The sequence below is a fragment of the Bradyrhizobium sp. CB1717 genome, from assembly GCF_029714325.1.
Classification (GTDB): domain Bacteria; phylum Pseudomonadota; class Alphaproteobacteria; order Rhizobiales; family Xanthobacteraceae; genus Bradyrhizobium.
The window spans coordinates 2,057,964-2,074,415 of the sequence record NZ_CP121666.1 but is presented as its reverse complement, the minus strand read 5'-3'; the positions used below and the strand labels follow the sequence as shown (position 1 = coordinate 2,074,415).

General features: G+C 65.0%; 13 protein-coding genes. 8 read left to right on the top strand and 5 right to left on the bottom strand.

From position 1 onward, the window contains the following. Positions 1-8 precede the first annotated feature (8 nt). A complete protein-coding gene (locus QA649_RS09875; RefSeq protein WP_283026003.1) occupies positions 9-620 on the top strand; it encodes an NYN domain-containing protein in 612 nt (203 codons plus the stop codon). 24 nt (positions 621-644) lie between these two features. Here the strand turns inward: QA649_RS09875 and pcaG are convergent, their stop codons facing one another. Both pcaG and pcaH read right to left on the bottom strand, forming a co-directional pair. Then, entirely contained in the window at positions 645-1,271 is a 627-nt protein-coding gene (gene pcaG, locus QA649_RS09870) for a protocatechuate 3,4-dioxygenase subunit alpha (RefSeq protein ID WP_283024006.1), read from the bottom strand. A 4-nt stretch (positions 1,272-1,275) separates the two neighbouring features. Next, entirely contained in the window at positions 1,276-2,064 is a 789-nt protein-coding gene (pcaH, locus tag QA649_RS09865) for a protocatechuate 3,4-dioxygenase subunit beta (RefSeq protein WP_018644014.1), read from the bottom strand. Positions 2,065-2,157: 93 nt separating this feature from the next. Between pcaH and QA649_RS09860 the strand changes: the two genes are divergently transcribed. The 4 genes from QA649_RS09860 to QA649_RS09845 all read left to right on the top strand — a co-directional run bounded on the left by QA649_RS09860 (position 2,158) and on the right by QA649_RS09845 (position 8,910). Next, the gene (locus QA649_RS09860) at positions 2,158-3,087 is read left to right on the top strand and encodes a LysR family transcriptional regulator (RefSeq protein WP_283024005.1); all 930 of its coding nucleotides are present in this window, start codon (positions 2,158-2,160) and stop codon (positions 3,085-3,087) included. 80 nt (positions 3,088-3,167) lie between these two features. After that, positions 3,168-4,472 carry a nicotinate phosphoribosyltransferase gene (gene pncB, locus QA649_RS09855; protein ID WP_283024004.1) on the top strand — a complete coding sequence of 435 codons (1,305 nt, stop codon included), beginning with the start codon at positions 3,168-3,170 and terminating at the stop codon, positions 4,470-4,472. A 237-nt stretch (positions 4,473-4,709) separates the two neighbouring features. Further along, a complete protein-coding gene (locus tag QA649_RS09850; protein ID WP_283024003.1) occupies positions 4,710-6,023 on the top strand; it encodes a GGDEF domain-containing protein in 1,314 nt (437 codons plus the stop codon). 328 nt (positions 6,024-6,351) lie between these two features. After that, on the top strand, positions 6,352-8,910 hold the full coding sequence (locus QA649_RS09845) for an autotransporter domain-containing protein (RefSeq protein ID WP_283024002.1): 2,559 nt from the start codon (positions 6,352-6,354) through the stop codon (positions 8,908-8,910). 10 nt (positions 8,911-8,920) lie between these two features. On the opposite strand, the gene QA649_RS09840 is transcribed toward QA649_RS09845, so the two are convergent. Then, complete coding sequence (locus tag QA649_RS09840; RefSeq protein WP_283026002.1) at positions 8,921-9,556, bottom strand: TetR/AcrR family transcriptional regulator; 636 nt, start codon at positions 9,554-9,556, stop codon at positions 8,921-8,923. Between the two features lie 51 nt (positions 9,557-9,607). Here QA649_RS09840 and QA649_RS09835 point away from each other — a divergent pair, with 51 nt between their 5' ends. The 3 genes from QA649_RS09835 to QA649_RS09825 all read left to right on the top strand — a co-directional run bounded on the left by QA649_RS09835 (position 9,608) and on the right by QA649_RS09825 (position 14,314). Then, entirely contained in the window at positions 9,608-9,874 is a 267-nt protein-coding gene (locus QA649_RS09835; protein ID WP_283024001.1) for a hypothetical protein, read from the top strand. Between the two features lie 355 nt (positions 9,875-10,229). Then, positions 10,230-13,634, top strand: coding sequence for an acyl-[ACP]--phospholipid O-acyltransferase (locus QA649_RS09830; RefSeq protein ID WP_283024000.1), 3,405 nt, complete (start codon positions 10,230-10,232; stop codon positions 13,632-13,634). Between the two features lie 5 nt (positions 13,635-13,639). Then, positions 13,640-14,314, top strand: coding sequence for an alpha/beta fold hydrolase (locus tag QA649_RS09825; RefSeq protein ID WP_283023999.1), 675 nt, complete (start codon positions 13,640-13,642; stop codon positions 14,312-14,314). On the opposite strand, the gene tcuB is transcribed toward QA649_RS09825, so the two are convergent. Both tcuB and QA649_RS09815 read right to left on the bottom strand, forming a co-directional pair. Further along, positions 14,315-15,415, bottom strand: a complete 1,101-nt coding sequence (gene tcuB / locus QA649_RS09820; RefSeq protein WP_283023998.1) for a tricarballylate utilization 4Fe-4S protein TcuB — start codon at positions 15,413-15,415, stop codon at positions 14,315-14,317. A 4-nt stretch (positions 15,416-15,419) separates the two neighbouring features. Then, a complete protein-coding gene (locus tag QA649_RS09815; RefSeq protein ID WP_283023997.1) occupies positions 15,420-16,448 on the bottom strand; it encodes an esterase in 1,029 nt (342 codons plus the stop codon). Positions 16,449-16,452: the final 4 nt, after the last annotated feature.

The following is a 16,452-nucleotide window of genomic DNA, read 5'->3' as shown; positions in this document are numbered from 1 at the left end:
TGTCCATAATGTCTTCAATTGGGAAGATCGCACTCTTTATCGATGGCGCCAATCTCTATGCCACCTCCAAGGCGCTCGGCTTCGACATCGATTACAGGCGTCTGCTCGGCGAATTCCAAAGCCGAGGCACGCTGTTGCGCGCCTTCTACTACACGACCGTCATCGAGGATCAGGAGTTCTCGTCAATTCGTCCGTTGATCGATTGGCTCGACTATAACGGATACACTGTCGTCACCAAGCTCACCAAGGAGTTCGTCGACGCAAACACCGGCCGCCGCAAGGTGAAGGGCAGCATGGATGTCGATCTCGCCGTGAGTGCGATGGAGCTTGCCGAACATGTCGATCAGATCGTGTTGTTCTCGGGCGATGGGGATTTTCGTTCGCTGGTGGAATCCCTGCAACGCCGCGGCGTCCGCGTGACGGTCGTCTCCACGCTCTCTACTCAGCCCCCCATGATCGCCGACGACCTGCGCCGGCAGGCGGACGTCTTCATCGATTTGGCCGAGCTGAAACAAAAGGTGGGGCGCGATCCGGTCGACCGCCCGGCATCGCGCGAGGTGCGGCAGCCACCGCAATTCCTCGCGCGCGGAACGATCAAACGCGACGACCGGGTCGAGTGACCCTGCGCGACGATCGCCGGATCGTCACACGTCGAAGAACACCGTCTCCTCCGGCCCCTGCAAATTGATCGTGAAGGAATACACGACCTTGCCGGCGCGCTCGCTGCGCGTTGCGATCAACGTCTTGCGGCGCATCGGCTGCTCGATCAGGTTGAGCACGGGATCGGCGGCATTGGCGGCCTCTTCGTCCGAGAAATAGAGCCGCGTGTTGAGACCGATATTGATGCCGCGCGCGACGATCCAGACATTGACGTGTGGCGCGCATTTGCGTCCCGTCTTGTCGGTGATCGCGCCGGGCTTGATGGTCTCGAAGGTGACGAGGCCGCTGTCGAAGTCGGAACCGGCGCGGCCCCAGCCGCGAAACTCCTCCTCCAGCGCGCCGGCCGAGCGATCCGCCGGATGGTTGTAGCAGCCGGCAGCATTGGCCTGCCAGATTTCCAGCAGCACGTCCCGGAGCGGCGAACCTGCGCCGTCGAGCACCCTGCCTTCCAGCGTGATGCGTTCGCCCTTGGTGTTCGGCATCACCAGCACGTTGGAAAAGTTCTTCTCGAAGATGTCGAAGCCGGCCATCGCGGGGATCAGGCCGATATGGACGTAGGGCCCGGCGGTCTGCGAGGCGGTTTCCTTGAGATAGTTGAGCGGCTGCGGCATGGACTTAGTTCCCCGCGGTGCGATTTTCGAAATAGGTGGAGCGCTGGCCGCGCAGGACGATGTCGAAGCGATAGGCGAGCGAGTCGAACGGCGTCGAGGCGTTGAGGTCGAGCGGCGCGACCAGGCGGTCGAGCGCATCCTTGTCCGGAATGGTCGTCAGGATCGGGCAGACCGGGATCAGGGGATCGCCCTCGAAATACATCTGGGTGATCAGCCGCTGCGCAAAGCCCGAGCCGAACACCGAGAAGTGGATGTGGGCGGGGCGCCAACTGTTGACGTAGTTGCGCCAAGGATAGGGGCCCGGCTTCACGGTGCGGAAATAATAGTAGCCGGTGTCGTCGGTCAGGGCGCGGCCGCAGCCGCCGAAGTTGGGATCGACCGGCGCCAGATACGTGTCCTTCTTGTGCCGGTAGCGGCCACCGGCATTGGCCTGCCAGAATTCGACCAGCGTGTTCGGAACGCCCCGGCCGGTCTCGTCCAGCACGCGGCCGTGGACGATGATGCGTTCGCCGACGGGATCGCCGTCCTTGGCGTAGTTGCGGATCAGGTCATTGTCGAGCGGGCCGAGATCGTTGTGGCCGAACACCGGTCCCGTGATTTCCGAGACCGAGTTCTCCAGCGACAACAGCGCCTGGCGCGGGGAGCGCAGCACCGAGGATTTGTAGCCGGGCGCATGTGCCGGCGGATGGATCGAGCGGTCGCGCTGAAAGAAGCCGCCATCGCCGAGCGGCGGCGTGAACGGATCGGGGCGGTTGAGGCGGGGATCCTGCAAGGCTGTCGCCTGGGCATTCATCGGCGTTATCTCTCCCTGTGGCGCCGGTCCGGGCGCGCGGCTTATTGAACGATAATGCTGCCACCCATTCTCAAGATAAATAGATCGATTATAATGAATTCCATGAAAGAAATCGATCATTTGGCCCTCGACGGCCACGCCCTCGAACTGTTCCTCGCGGTGCTGGAGGAGGGATCGGTGACGGCGGCGGCAACCCGGCTCGGCCTGACGCAATCCGCGGTCAGCCACGGGCTGAACAAGCTGCGGCAGATCGCGGGCGACCCGCTGTTCGCCAAGTCCGGCCGCGGCATCGTCGCCACGGCGCACGCCCAGGCCCTCGCGGCGAAGGCGCGCGCGTTGATCGACGAGATGCGCAGCTTTGCCGGCGGCGTCAGCTTCGCGCCGGCACAGGCCCAACTGTCGCTGACGATCGCCGCCAACGACTTCCAGCGCGACCTGCTGCTGCCGCGCTTCTTCGGCCATGTCGCCGACCAGGTGAAGAACCTGAACCTGCGCGTCATCCCCTCGCAGTCCCCCTCGCCCGCGATGCTGCGCGAGAACCGCTGCGATCTCATGATCACGCCGCTGCCGCCGTCCGGCGTCGACATCGTGCAGAAGCGGCTGCTCAGCGATCACTACGTCTGCTACTATGATCCCAAAGCGCGCGCGGCGCCTTCCGACCGCAATGCCTATCTCGCGGCGCGCCACATCACCGTCGTCTATACCGACAATGAGCGGCTCGACTTCGACCGCCGCCTGGCCGCCAACGGCTTCCACCGCGACATCGCGATCTCCGTGCCGAGCTTTTCCGGCGTGCCCTCGTTCCTACGCGGCTCGCAGATGCTCGCGAGCATGCCGAGCCTGCTCGCGTCCGGCGTGATGGGCGGCTTCGCGCAAGCGCGCATTCCGTTGGCCTCGCGCACCCGCACGCTGGCCGAGCTTCCGATGTTCATGGTCTGGCACCAGCGCTACCAGAAGGACCCCGCGCATCGCTGGATTCGGAGCCAGCTCGAGACCGTCGCGACGACGGCAGCCGGAGACTGAGCCCCCGCTCCAATTTCGGGAAAGCCAGCCCCTCGCCAAACCCACTGGTTGGGCGGGGGCCGCCACGCTAGAATTGCCCCATGACAGTGACCGATATTGCGAGCCGAACCTACAATCACAGCTGGCGGCTGGATCCCATCATCCGCAGCCTGCTTGATACCGACTTCTACAAGCTATTGATGTTGCAAATGATTCGGGAGGATTACCCGGATCAGCAGGTGACCTTCTCGGTCATCAACCGCTCGCGCCATGTGCGGCTCGCCGAGATCATCGACGAGGGCGAGCTGCGCGCCCAGCTCGACCACGCCCGCACCATCCGCTTCACCAAGAAAGAGCTGATCTGGCTGGCGGGTAACACGTTCTACGGCAAGACCCACATGTTCTCGGCGGACTTCATCCGCTGGCTTGCCGAATTCCGCCTTCCCGAATACGAGTTGCGCAAGGTCGACGGCCAGTATGAATTGCACTTTCATGGGCCGTGGACCCACACCTCGATGTGGGAGATTCCGGCGCTCGCGATCCTGAACGAGCTGCGCTCGCGCGCGGCGATCAAGGGCCGCGGCCGCTTCGAGCTCGACGTGCTCTATGCCCGCGCCAAGGCCAAGCTGTGGACCAAGGTCGAGCGGCTGCGCAAGCTGGAGAATTTGCGGCTCTCCGACTTCGGCACCCGCCGCCGCCACGGCTTCCTCTGGCAGCGCTGGTGCGTCGAGGCGGTGAAGGAAGGCCTGGGCTCCTCCTTCATCGGCACGTCCAATGTGCTGCTCGCGATGGACAACGATCTCGAAGCGATCGGCACCAACGCCCACGAACTGCCGATGGTCGCGGCTGCGCTTGCCAAGGACGACGAGGAGTTGCGCTGGGCGCCCTATCGCATTCTCGACCAGTGGCGCCAGACCTATGGCGGTAACCTCCTGATCGCACTGCCCGATGCCTTCGGTACCAAGGCCTTCCTGCGCGATGCGCCGGAATGGGTCGCCGACTGGACCGGCTTCCGCCCCGACAGCGCACCGCCGATCCAGGCCGGCGAGGAGATCATCGCCTGGTGGGAGAAGAAGGGCCGCAACCCCAGGGACAAGCTGCTCGTGTTTTCCGACGCGATGGACGTCGGCTCGATCGAGGAGACGTATCACCATTTCACCGGCCGCGTGCGACTGTCGTTCGGCTGGGGCACCAACCTAACCAACGACTTCGTCGGCTGCACGCCGGACGGCTCGTTCAATCTCGATCCGATCTCGCTGGTCTGCAAGGTGTCGTCGGTCGACGGACATCCCGCCGTCAAGCTCTCCGACAATCCGGAGAAGGCAACCGGCCTGCCCTCGGAGATCGAGCGTTACCTGCGCGTGTTCGGCGACGCCGGCCGCGTACGCAAGCCGGTGCTGGTCTAGCAATCCTCTCGGTCGGGTAAACAGCACGCGACGAATGCGCGGCATTGATTGGCCGATACCGCGTCAGTTCCGCTTTCTCGGTATTTGAAGCGATCTGCGGCCATCCGCTTCACGACGCCTTCACCCTGCGACGCAGTCCCTGCATTTTTCAGGTCGAGTTAAGCAACCTTCTCCTCTACTTGACGTTGCAGGCGCAACCGCTCCGCTGGGGTCGTTGAGCGATTTGGGGAACGCAGGGTGTTTCGCAGAACAGCGTCGTCGACGAAGGAACGCAGCTTCCTTCACGTCATCAAGCTCGTCTCGCCTTTCGTGATGGTCGTCGTGCTCCAGGCGACGATTGCAGGATTCAGCCTCGAGGTGATGTCGTCGGTCCGCGCCTATGTCGCGGGTGAAGCGCTATGGTCGCGCTCGCAGAAGAACGCGGTCTATTTCCTCAATCTCTATCTGCATTCGGGCGAACCGAGCCAGTTCGCGCAGTATCAGGCCTCGCTCGCCGTGCCCATCGGCGACGAGTTCGCACGCTGGGCGCTCGAGCGCGCTCCGGTCGACGTCGAGGCTGCCCGCATCGGCTTCCTGCAAGGCGGCAACCATCCCGATGACGTTCCGGGATTGATCTGGCTGTTTCGCTACTTCAGTGGCGTCAGTTTCCTCCAGGAAGCGATCCGCGAGTGGACCGCCACCGATCCCATGCTGCTGGAGCTGAGCGTCTTCGGCGAGGTCATCCGGTCCGAGCTGGCGAAGGGCCCCGTTCGGGACAACGGCCGTCTGCAATTCCTGTCGGCGAGGCTCTCGGAGCTCAACGCCCAATTCACGGTGCATGCCAAGCGCTTCTCCACTGTGCTCGGCGAAGGCTCCCGCGCCATCAAGGTGACGCTCACCTGCATCAACATCGCGACCGCCGCGACCCTGATCCTGCTCCTGATCTGGCACACGCGACGGCTGGTGCTGCAGCGACAGGCCTTCGAAGACGCACTACATGCGGAGAAGGAGCGCCTCGCCTGGCAGGCATCGCACGACTGGTTGACAGGCCTTTCCAACCGCCGCGCCTTCGAGGCGCGCCTGCAAGGCGAGCTGGACAATGTCGCGGCGGGTCCGCTGGGGCTGATCCTGCTCGACCTCGACCAGTTCAAGAACGTCAACGACAGCTGCGGCCATCTCGCGGGCGACCGCCTGCTCTGCCAGGTCTCCAGCCTCCTGCAACGGGACCGACGGCCGCATGATCTGGTGGCCCGGCTCGGCGGCGATGAGTTCGGCCTGATCCTGCCACAGTGCTCGCCGTCGAACACCGTCGACATCGCCGAACGGCTGCGACGATCGCTCGAGCTGTTCAGCTTCACCTGGGACGATCGCGGCTTCGCGGTGACCGCCAGCGTCGGCGTCACCTGCATCGCCGACCGCGACACCACGCTCGAGGAGGCGATGCGGCGCGCGGATGCCGCCTGCTACCGCGCCAAGGAAAAGGGACGCAACCGGGTCCAGGTCGACAGCGGGCGGCCGGACGTCCTCGTCGTTGCAGCCCGGCCGCGTGAAGCCGTCGTGGCGCGAGGCTGATCGGGCGCCGGCGGCCCCTCCCACCCGCTTGCGGACGTCATCGAACGGCGTCGAGACGGCGCAGCTATGTGACACCGCAGCCACATTTCTCCCAAAATTGCCTCGCCTTCGCATTACGCCATACCGCCTTGCGCGCCGATCCACGATGGCGGAGACCTCCGCCGCTAAGCATAGCACCGGCCAACGTTGCGGCTCGAATCCACTCGGACCGTGCCGTGAGAGGAGTTTGCAGGTGCTTTGGAATGGTTTGTTGCCCCCGCCCGGGATCCGTCGCGCGAAGACGTCTCGGCACGCGCTTCTTTTGAGCACCGCGGTCGGTGCCTTCGGCATGGCTAGCACGCTGCCATGGTTCGCCGCGCCCGCAGAGGCGGCGTGCGCGATCACCGGAAGCGGTACACAACTCGGGCTCCAGTCGGGCGATTTCGTCACCTGCACCGGCGCGGGGAACACCGCCGTTCAGACCAACCCGGCAGTCAGCGGCGTCACGGTCAATATCGGCGACGGCGCCGCGACAACCCTGGACGGCGCGGCCTCTCCTGGCATCGCCTTCGATACGGCATCGAACAGTGTGATCAATATCTTCAACAGCGCAGCGATCACCTCCGCCAATTCGGGCATCGCGCTCTCCGGCGGCAGCAACAACACCGTGACCGTAGAAGCCGGTGCGACCGTTGGTACGACGAGCCTCGGTTCGATTGCGGTCGTTGTCGATGGCTCGAGCAACAACAACGTCATCATCGGAGGTACTGCTGGAAATCTGACCTCCGGAACGACGGGCCTCGGCATCACCAACGCCGCGGGCAACAATCAGGTCAGCATTCTGTCGGGTGGCGTCGTCCAGGCGAACAACAACAACGCCGTCAATCTCAACGGCGCGGGCGACGGCAACGTCATCAACAACGCCGGCACGATCTCGAGCGCTTCGAACTACGCGATCTTCGGCTCGGCGAGCCAGGACACCGTCATCAACTCCGGCACGATCAGCGGCAATTTCGCCAACAGGGCTGTCGACCTCAAGGACGGCAACGACGTCTTCGAGCTGCGCGCAGGCTCGAACATCACGGGCTGGGTTCTGGGCGGCAACGGAACGGACACGCTGCGATTCGGCGGAACGGCCGACAGCACGTTCGACCTCAGCACCTACGGCGCCGCCAAGCAGTTCCGGCAGTTCGAGGCGTTGGAAAAAACCGGCAGCTCAATCTGGACGCTGACGGGCTCGACCACGGACACAGCAACCATGGATGTCCAGGGCGGCAGCCTCATCGTCAACGGCGGGATGCCCAACGTTGCGACGACGGTCAGCGGCGGCACCCTCGGCGGCAACGGCGCCATCGGCGATCTCACCGTGCTGTCGGGTGGCAGGGTCGCACCCGGCAATCTCGGTAAGCTCACGAGCTACGGCAATACCACGTTCAACGCCGGCTCGACCTACGCGATCTCCGTCAACGCGGCCGGACAATCCGACAAGATTGCCGCCGTAACCGCGACGTTGAACGGCGGCACCGTCGCCGTCACCACGCTTGCGGGCGCCTACGCCTCCTCGACGCAATATACCATCCTCAGCGCAGTGAGCGGCCTGACCGGAACCTTCTCCGGCATAACGATCAACGGATATAATCCGCAGTTCTTCACCTCCGCCCTCAGCTATGACGGGTTCTCTGTCTTCCTGACACTCAACTACAACACGGCCGCCTTCTCCACCGTCGCCCAGACGCAGAACCAGAAGGCCGTGGCGGGCGCACTGAGCGCATTCGGCGCGAACCTGCCCTTCCTCTCCTCCTTCGCAGGCCAGAGCGACGCCCAGCTCCGCTACAATCTCGATCAGCTCTCGGGCGAAGCTGCCACCGGCGCGCAGCAGGGCGCGTTCCAGTTCACCAGCCAGTTCCTCGGCCTCATGCTCGATCCGTTCGTGAGCGGACGCGGTGGCACGAGCGCCGGCGACACCGCGCTCGGCTTCAGCCCGGAGCGCGCCGCGCTGCCGGAGGATATTGCCCTCGCCTACAACAAGGTTCTGGGCGCCCCGCCGACGAAAGCTCCGGCCTTTGCGGAGCGCTGGACGGCCTGGGGCACGGCGTTCGGCGGCACCAATCGCACCAGCGGCGATCCCGTCGTGATCGGCAGCCATGATTTGAGCGCGCGCGCCGCAGGCGTTGCGGCCGGTGCCGATTATCATGTCAGCCGCGATGCGCTGATCGGCTTCGCGCTCTCGGGCGGCGGCACGAAATGGGACCTCGCGCAGGCGATCGGCGGCGGCAAGAGCGATGCGATGCAGGCCGGCGTCTACACCGCCATACGCAACGGGCCGGCCTATTTCGCTGCTTCTCTCGCCGCGGCCAATCATTGGATGTCGACCGACCGGCTCGCACCGTTCGGCAATCAGCTCACCGCGAAGTTCGACGCACAAACCGTCGGTGGCCGCATCGAGGGCGGCTATCGCTTCGCCACGCCGATCGGCGGCTTCACGCCATACGCTGCAGCGCAGGCGCAGGCGTTTCGCACGCCGACTTACACCGAGACCGATCCGGCCGGCAGCGGCTTCGGCCTGACCTATCAGGGACGCACCGCCTCCGACACCCGGAGCGAGGTCGGTGCGCGTTTCGATCGTGCGACACTGCTCACGCCGAACTCGGTCCTCACGTTGCGCGGTCGCGCGGCCTGGGCGCATGATTGGGTCAGCGACCCGACGCTCGTCGCTGCATTCCAGGCGCTGCCTGGCGCGAGCTTCATCGTGAATGGCGCGACGCCGGCAAAAGACGCCGCGCTCGCGTCCGCCGGTGCCGAGCTGAAGTTTTCGAACGGCGTCGCGCTGTCCGCCAGGTTCGACGGCGAGTTCGCGGCGCGCAGCACCACCTATTCCGGCACTGCGAGCCTGCGATACGCCTGGTAGCGGCGACGCCTCATCGAGATAACCCTGCGCCGACCGGCCGAATCCCGAGACCGGCAAGATGCGCGTCGATAAACTGTTCGATCTGCTGGCGCAGCATCTGCGGCGGCACGGCCACCATACGCTCCTCGAGGCCGAGCGAGATGATGCCGTGCACCGCGGAGAACAGGGTGCGCGACAGCAGCGCGATCTTCACGTCATCCGCATCCGGTAGCACCCGCACCAAAGGCGGGTGCATCAGCGCGAAGGCGTCCATCACCATCTGAAGGATGTCGTCCGGATAAGGACGATCGTCCTCCATCCGATGCTCGAACAGCGAGCGCAGCAGATTGGCGTGCTCCGCAAAGAATTCGAGATAGGTCTCGGCAAGCCCATAGAGCTGGCGAACGGGATCCTCTGCCGGGACCCCACGCAGCCGGGCCGTGAGCGCCTGAACGGTCTCCCGGTTGACGGTCAGGATCACCCCGTCGAAGTCGCCGAACTCGTTATAGACGCTGCCGACCGAGCACCCGGCGGCCTCCGCGACGTCCCGAACCTTGAGTGATCTCAATCCCTTAAGCGCAATGATGGTGCGGGCGATCTCCAGGATCTGGAGCCGGCGCCGATTTTTTTTCTGGTCCCGCAGCGATTCTTCTTGAACATTGTTCATTTTCAAGCTACCAATGTGAACATTGTTCAACTTAACCCGGAGACCTGCAAAATGCAAACCCTCGCTGTTGATATCGCCGCCACCTTCGTCGATGACGCCGCAGCCCTCGTGACCGACCTCGGCCGGGCCCTGCTCAAGTTCGCGATGGGCCCGATCGATCGCATCGCGAACGCCTGCGACATTGCCGGCGTGCTCGCCGAGCGGCGCGCGACCTTCCGGATGTGGCGGGCCAACCGTGGCCGCGTCCGTCGCGAAGGCCGCCGGTTCAGCCTGCTTGGTCGCCTCTCGCCCTTTCGCCACCTCGCCCATCTCACCTGAGACGCGCGCCGCGAAACGGCTCGAATGCAAGGAAAGGCCGCAATGAAGGGCTTACCATTTGCCGACATTCGCAGCCGATGTCGCGAGCCTAACCGGTGCGGTTCAGTTTTTGCTCACGGCCCGTCGCATATCCGGGTCAGAGCGGCCCTTCCGCCCAAAGCTGACGTGGCCGCAACGGGAAATTTGCGAACCTAACGAGACCATTTGGAGACCAACAGGATCAGAGGGACCAAGGGGACAGAGCAGACCGACGACAACAGTCACTCTGCAATCGCTCGTCCCACGCCCTTCCGGTCGTGACACTTTCACCGCCAAAGCAACAACCTCAGGCTGCCTTTCCAAAACAGGACTAGTCATGATCAGGGAATTGATGTCGTCACGCCGCTTCGCGCCGCTGTTCTGGGCGCAATTCTTTTCGGCGCTCAATGACAACGTGCTCAAGAACGCACTCGTCATCATCCTGCTTTACAGTGCCGCGACCGGCCATGGCGATGCGCTGGTGACGGTGGCAGGCGCCGTCTTCATCTTCCCCTACTTCATCCTGTCCGGGCTCGGCGGCCAACTCGCCGACAAATACGTCAAGTCCGTCGTCGCACGGCGGCTCAAATTCGTCGAGATCTTCGCCGCAGGTTTTGCCGCCGCCGGCTTCTTCCTGCATTCGGTGCCGCTGCTGTTCGCAGCGCTCGCACTGTTCGGCACCATCGCCGCCCTGTTCGGCCCCGTGAAATACGCCATGCTGCCGGACCAGCTCGAGCTCGGCGAGCTCGCGACCGGCAACGCGCTGGTCGAAGGCGCGACCTTCATGGCCATTCTGCTCGGCACCGTCGCCGGCGGCCAGTTCGTGGCCGGCTCGGCGCATATGGGCTGGGTCGCATCCGCCGTGATCGTGCTGGCCCTGCTGTCCTGGGCTTTCGCCTCCCGCATTCCGCAGACAACGCCCTCCGCGCCCGATCTGCCCGTCGACGCCAATCCCTGGACCTCGACGCTCGGCCTGCTCAAGACGCTCTACGCCGACCACCGGCTGTGGGACGGCACCGTGATCGTCTCCTGGTTCTGGCTGGTCGGGGCCATCGTGCTGTCGCTGCTGCCGGCGCTGATCAAGGAGGTGGTCGGCGGCACCGAGGGCGTGGTGACGCTATGTCTTGCGATCTTCGCGATCGGCATCGCCATCGGCTCGCTGTTTGCCGCAAGCCTGAGCCACGTTCGCCCGAACCTCGCGCTGGTGCCGATCGGCGCCGTCATCATGGGGTTTGCCGGCCTCGATCTCGCCTGGGCCATCGGTGTGACCACCAAGGGCCAGGACATCACCGCGGTCGATTTCGCGACCTCGTTCGCGGGGCTGCGCATGCTGGCCGACTTCGTCGCCTTCGCGTTCGGCGGCGGCCTGTTCGTCGTCCCGTCCTTCGCCGCGGTCCAGGCCTGGTCGGAACCTTCCGAGCGCGCCCGCATCATCGCCGCCGGCAACGTGCTCCAGGCTGCCTTCATGGTGATCGGCTCGCTGTTCGTCGCGCTGTTGCAGGCGGGTGGGCTGCATGTCGGCTGGATCTTCTTCGGCCTCGGCCTCGCCAGCTTCGGCGCGGTGTGGTTCGTGCTGACGAAATGGGGCAAGGAAGGCGTGCGCGATGCCGGCGGACTCTTGTTCCGCGCCCTCTTCCGCACCGAGGTGCGTGGCCTCGAAAACCTGCCGCCTCCGGGCACGCGCATGCTGATCGCGCCCAACCATGTCAGCCTGATCGACGGGCCGCTGCTGCACGCCGTGCTGCCGATCGACGCGAGCTTCGCGGTCGATACCGGCATTGCCAAAGCCTGGTGGGCCAAGCCGTTCCTGCGCGTGGTCAAGCATTACACCATGGATCCGACCAAGCCGCTCGCCGCCCGCGACCTGATCAAGCTCGTCGCCGCGGGCGAGCCTGTCGTCATCTTCCCGGAAGGACGCATCACGGTCTCCGGGTCGTTGATGAAGGTCTATGACGGCACCGCGATGATCGCGGACAAGGCCGACGCCGTCGTCGTGCCCGTCCGCATCGAAGGCGCCCAGCGCTCGCATCTCAGCTACCTCAACTCTAGCCAGATCAAGCGCTCGTGGTTTCCGCGGGTGACGGTGACGATCCTGCCGCCGGTCAAGCTGCCGGTCGATGAGGCGCTGAAGGGCAAGGCACGCCGCAATGCCGCCGGCGCCGCACTCCAGGACGTGATGATCGACGCGATGGTCAAGAACGCCATGCTCGATCACACCCTGTTCGAGGCGCTCGGGCACGCCTATCGCGACCGCGACACCGGCAAGGTGATCATCGAGGACGCGCTCGGCACCAAGCTGACCTATCGCAAGCTGATCCTCGGCGCGCAGGTCCTGAGCCGGAAGCTGGAAGACGGCACCTCCGCCGGCGAGAATGTCGGCGTGCTGCTGCCGAACTCCGCGGGCGTCGCCGTCGTCTTCATGGCGCTGCAAAGCATCGGCCGCGTGCCGGCGATGCTCAACTTCTCGGCCGGCCCGGTCAACGTCCTCGCCGCCATGAAGGCCGCGCAGGTCAAGACCGTGCTGACGTCAAAAGCCTTCATCGAGAAGGGCAAGCTCGACAAGCTGATGGCCGCGATCTCCGCGGAAGCGCGAGTAGTCTATCTCGAGGACGTTCGCGCCTCGATTGGCCTGGCCGACAAGATCAAGGGCCTGCTCGCGGGCACCAAGCCGCGCGTGTCCCGCCAGGCGAATGATCCGGCCGTCGTGCTGTTCACCTCGGGCTCGGAGGGCACGCCGAAGGGCGTGGTGCTGTCCCACCGCAACATCCTCGCCAATGCCGCGCAGGCGCTGGCGCGGGTCGACGCCAACGCCAACGACAAGGTGTTCAACGTGCTGCCGGTGTTCCACTCCTTCGGCCTAACCGGTGGAATGATGATGCCGATGCTCGCGGGCATTCCGATCTACATGTACCCCTCCCCGCTGCACTACCGGATCGTGCCCGAGCTGATCTACCAGACCGGCGCCACCATCCTGTTCGGCACCGACACGTTCCTCACCGGCTATGCGCGCTCGGCGCATGCCTACGACTTCCGCACCCTGCGTCTCGTGATCGCCGGTGCCGAGGCGGTCAAGGACCGCACGCGGCAGGTGTTCATGGAGCGCTACGGCATCCGCATTCTCGAAGGCTATGGCGTCACCGAGACGGCGCCGGTGCTGGCGATGAACACACCGATGGCCAACCGTCCCGGCACCGTCGGCCGCCTGTCGCCGCTGATGGAAAGCCGTCTCGATCCGGTCCCCGGCATCGAGGAAGGCGGCCGCCTCTCGGTGCGCGGGCCGAACGTGATGCTCGGCTACTTGCGGGCCGAAAATCCCGGCGTGCTGGAAAAGCTTCCCGAAGGCTGGCACGACACCGGCGACATCGTGGCGATCGACGCCGCCGGTTTCATCACCATCAAGGGCCGCGCCAAGCGCTTTGCCAAGATCGCGGGCGAAATGGTCTCGCTGTCGGCGGTCGAGGCCATCGCGACGGCGCTGTGGCCGCAGGCCGCTTCGGTCGCCGTGTCGATCCCGGACCAGCGCAAGGGCGAGCGCATCGTGCTGCTGACCACGGAGAAGAATGCCGAGCGCAGCGCGATGCAGGGCCAGGCCAAGACGATCGGCGCCTCCGAGCTGACCGTTCCCGCGACGATCATGGTGGTCGACAAGGTGCCGCTGCTCGGCACCGGCAAGACCGACTATGTCACGGCAACGACGATGGCCCGCGAGCAGGCGTCCTCGCCGGAGCGGGAGGTCGCGTAGGACAGATGGACGAGGCGCCTCAATCAGGCGACGCGCGATGCCCCGGAGTGGTTCTGCTTCACGGCATCGCGCGGACCTCGGCGTCCTTGACCAAGCTGGAACGGGCGCTCGAAGCGAGCGGGTTCGCGACACTCAACATCGACTATCCCAGCCGGCGCAAGCCGATCGCGGCCATCACCGACGACATTCATCCTGCGATCGCCCGTTTCGCCGAACGTGACGCGCCGCTGCATTTCGTCGCGCATTCGATGGGCGGCCTCGTCGCGCGCGCTTATATCGCAAGACACCGCCCGGCCCGGCTTGGCCGCGTCGTGATGCTGGGCACGCCGAACAGCGGCAGCGAGGTCGCCGACCTCCTGCGGGGATTTCCGCCCTACCGCGCATTCTATGGGCCAGCCGGCCTCGAGCTCACCACCACGCCTGCGACCGTGCCGAATGCCCTCCCCGCCATCGACTATCCGGTCGGCGTGATCGCCGGAACCCGCTTCATCGATCCCGTCGCCGGCCTCTTGGTTCTGCCGAAACCGAATGACGGACGCGTATCGGTGCAGAGCACGATGCTGGCCGGCATGACCGACCATGTCGTCGTCAAGGCGTCCCACACCGGGCTTCCGCGTCACGCCGCCGCGATCGAACAGACCATCGCCTTTCTGCGCGACGGCCACTTCCGGCCGACCTGATTAACTAGCCGAGCGCCGCTCCTGCGCGTAACGCACCAGCGCGGCGAAGCGATAGATGCCGTGCACGAACTTGCCGTAGGGCATGGTGATGAACAGTGCGAACACGGCGCCGAGGTGCAGCGCGAGCAGCGGCCCCATCGCGGCCGTCTCGCGCAGGATCAGCAGCAGCATGCCGGTGAGCCCGGTCAGGCACAGCATGGTGATGAAGCCGACGTCCATGCCGTAGCGGCTCTCGTCGAGCAACGCCGGATCGCGCCGCACCTTGGCCGTGAACAGGCCGACCGGGCCGATGATCAGGCCGATGCCGCCCAACGTGCCGAGCACGACCGGCAAGTCCCACCACGGATATGGCGCCTCGCGCCCGAGCAGATAGTGATAGAGCGTCGCGACCGAGGTCGCCGCAAAGCACAGCAGGAAGCCGTAGAAGGTCAGGTGGTGATACAGCTTGCGCCGGTCAGTTGGCTTGTCGTCCTCGTCGTAGCAGCCGACGCCGCCGCCATGGAGATAGCGCAGCTCACCGGCATCGCGGATCGCCTGGAAGATCGAGCCGCCGTCGGCGCGGCCACCGATGGTTGGACCGATGTCGCGCCAGAACGCGCGCACGCTTATGACGAGGGCCAGGATGGCATACAGGAAGGCGGCGCTGAACAGCGCAGCCATCGCATTGTGCGGCATCAATCTGTAGAACGCGCCGGGCCCGGTGTGGACGCCGAACAGCACGTTGCGATCGTTGAGACCGGCGAAGCCGAGGATGAACGCCGCCATGCTGAGCGCGGCGACGATGCTGATGACGAGGCCGTTGCGCGCGAAGGCGCCGGACAGCGCCTGCGGCCAGGCATAGGCCGCATAGGACTCGGCGCGCGCGACCGCGAGCGTCTTGGGAACGTTGACGTTGAACTCGTGCGGCGGCGAGAACTGGCAATCGACATAGCAGGCGCCGCAGGAATGGCAGAGATTGGCGAGATAGTTGAGATCTCCGTCGGAGAAGGCGCGCCGCATCTCCATCGCCGGAAATACTGCGCACAGTCCCTCGCAGTAGCGGCAGGAATTGCACACCGTCATCAGACGGTCGGCCTCGTCGAGGATTTTGGTTCCGTGCATGGCTCTACTTCGTCAGGCCCTTCGCCTCGAGCCATTTCTGGATCAGGCCCGCGACCTCGAGGTTGTTCTTGTCCATCATCACCATATGCGAATTGCCCTTGATGCCGGCCTGCGGGAGGTCGACAATGTCGACGCTGCCGCCGGCCGCCTTGATCGCGTCCGCAAAGGCGACGCCGTTGGCACGGATCTTGGGCCAGCGGGCATCGCGCTCGATATAGTCGCCATAGATGATGAGGGTCGGAATGTTCTTCAGCACATCCGCCTTGGCGGGGTCTCCGATGCCGGCCGGCTCGATCGCGATCAGCGCCTTGACTTTGTCGGGCCGTGCCTGCGCCGCCTTGAAGCCGAAGCTGCCGGCCTGGCTATGGAACAGGATCACCGACGGGCCGACGCGATCGATCTCGGCGATATAGGCCGCGACGGTCGCATCGTCCGTCGTCGTCCAACGCGGCACGTTCTGCTTGACGAAGTTCTCGTAGCCCTCGACCGGAAACTGGTTGCCCGGCAGCACCTTCCGCTTGGCAGGATCGGGATCGTAGGAGTTCGGCCCATCGCCGATGCGGAAACGCTCGAACGGATTGGCCGTGGTGAGGAAGACCGGCTCGCTCTTGAAAATGTCAGGATATTGCGCCCAGCCTGCACGTCCCCGCTCCACCGCATCGGAATTATAGACCGCCCATCCCTTGCGCAGAAAGTAGTTCAGCCAGCCTTCGCGTCCGTCGGGCGTGGTCTCGTAGGTGACGCCGGTCAATCCGCCGCCATGCCACATCAGCAGCGGATAGGTCCCCTTCTCATTGGCGGGCAGGAAATATTGCACGTACATCTGCTCGACCTGATACGTGCCATTGGGATCGACCTTGGCCGGCACGCCGCCGGGCGTGAACATGACCTCCTTCACCGGCTTGCCGGAGATTTCGACGAGACGCCCGCCGACATGGAACGAGCCCATGTCGCGCAGGGTGATGGGCTCGGCGGCGCGGGCGTGGCCGGCGATCAGCAGCGCCGTGATCGAGGCAATGGCAATGCGCGACATGGTT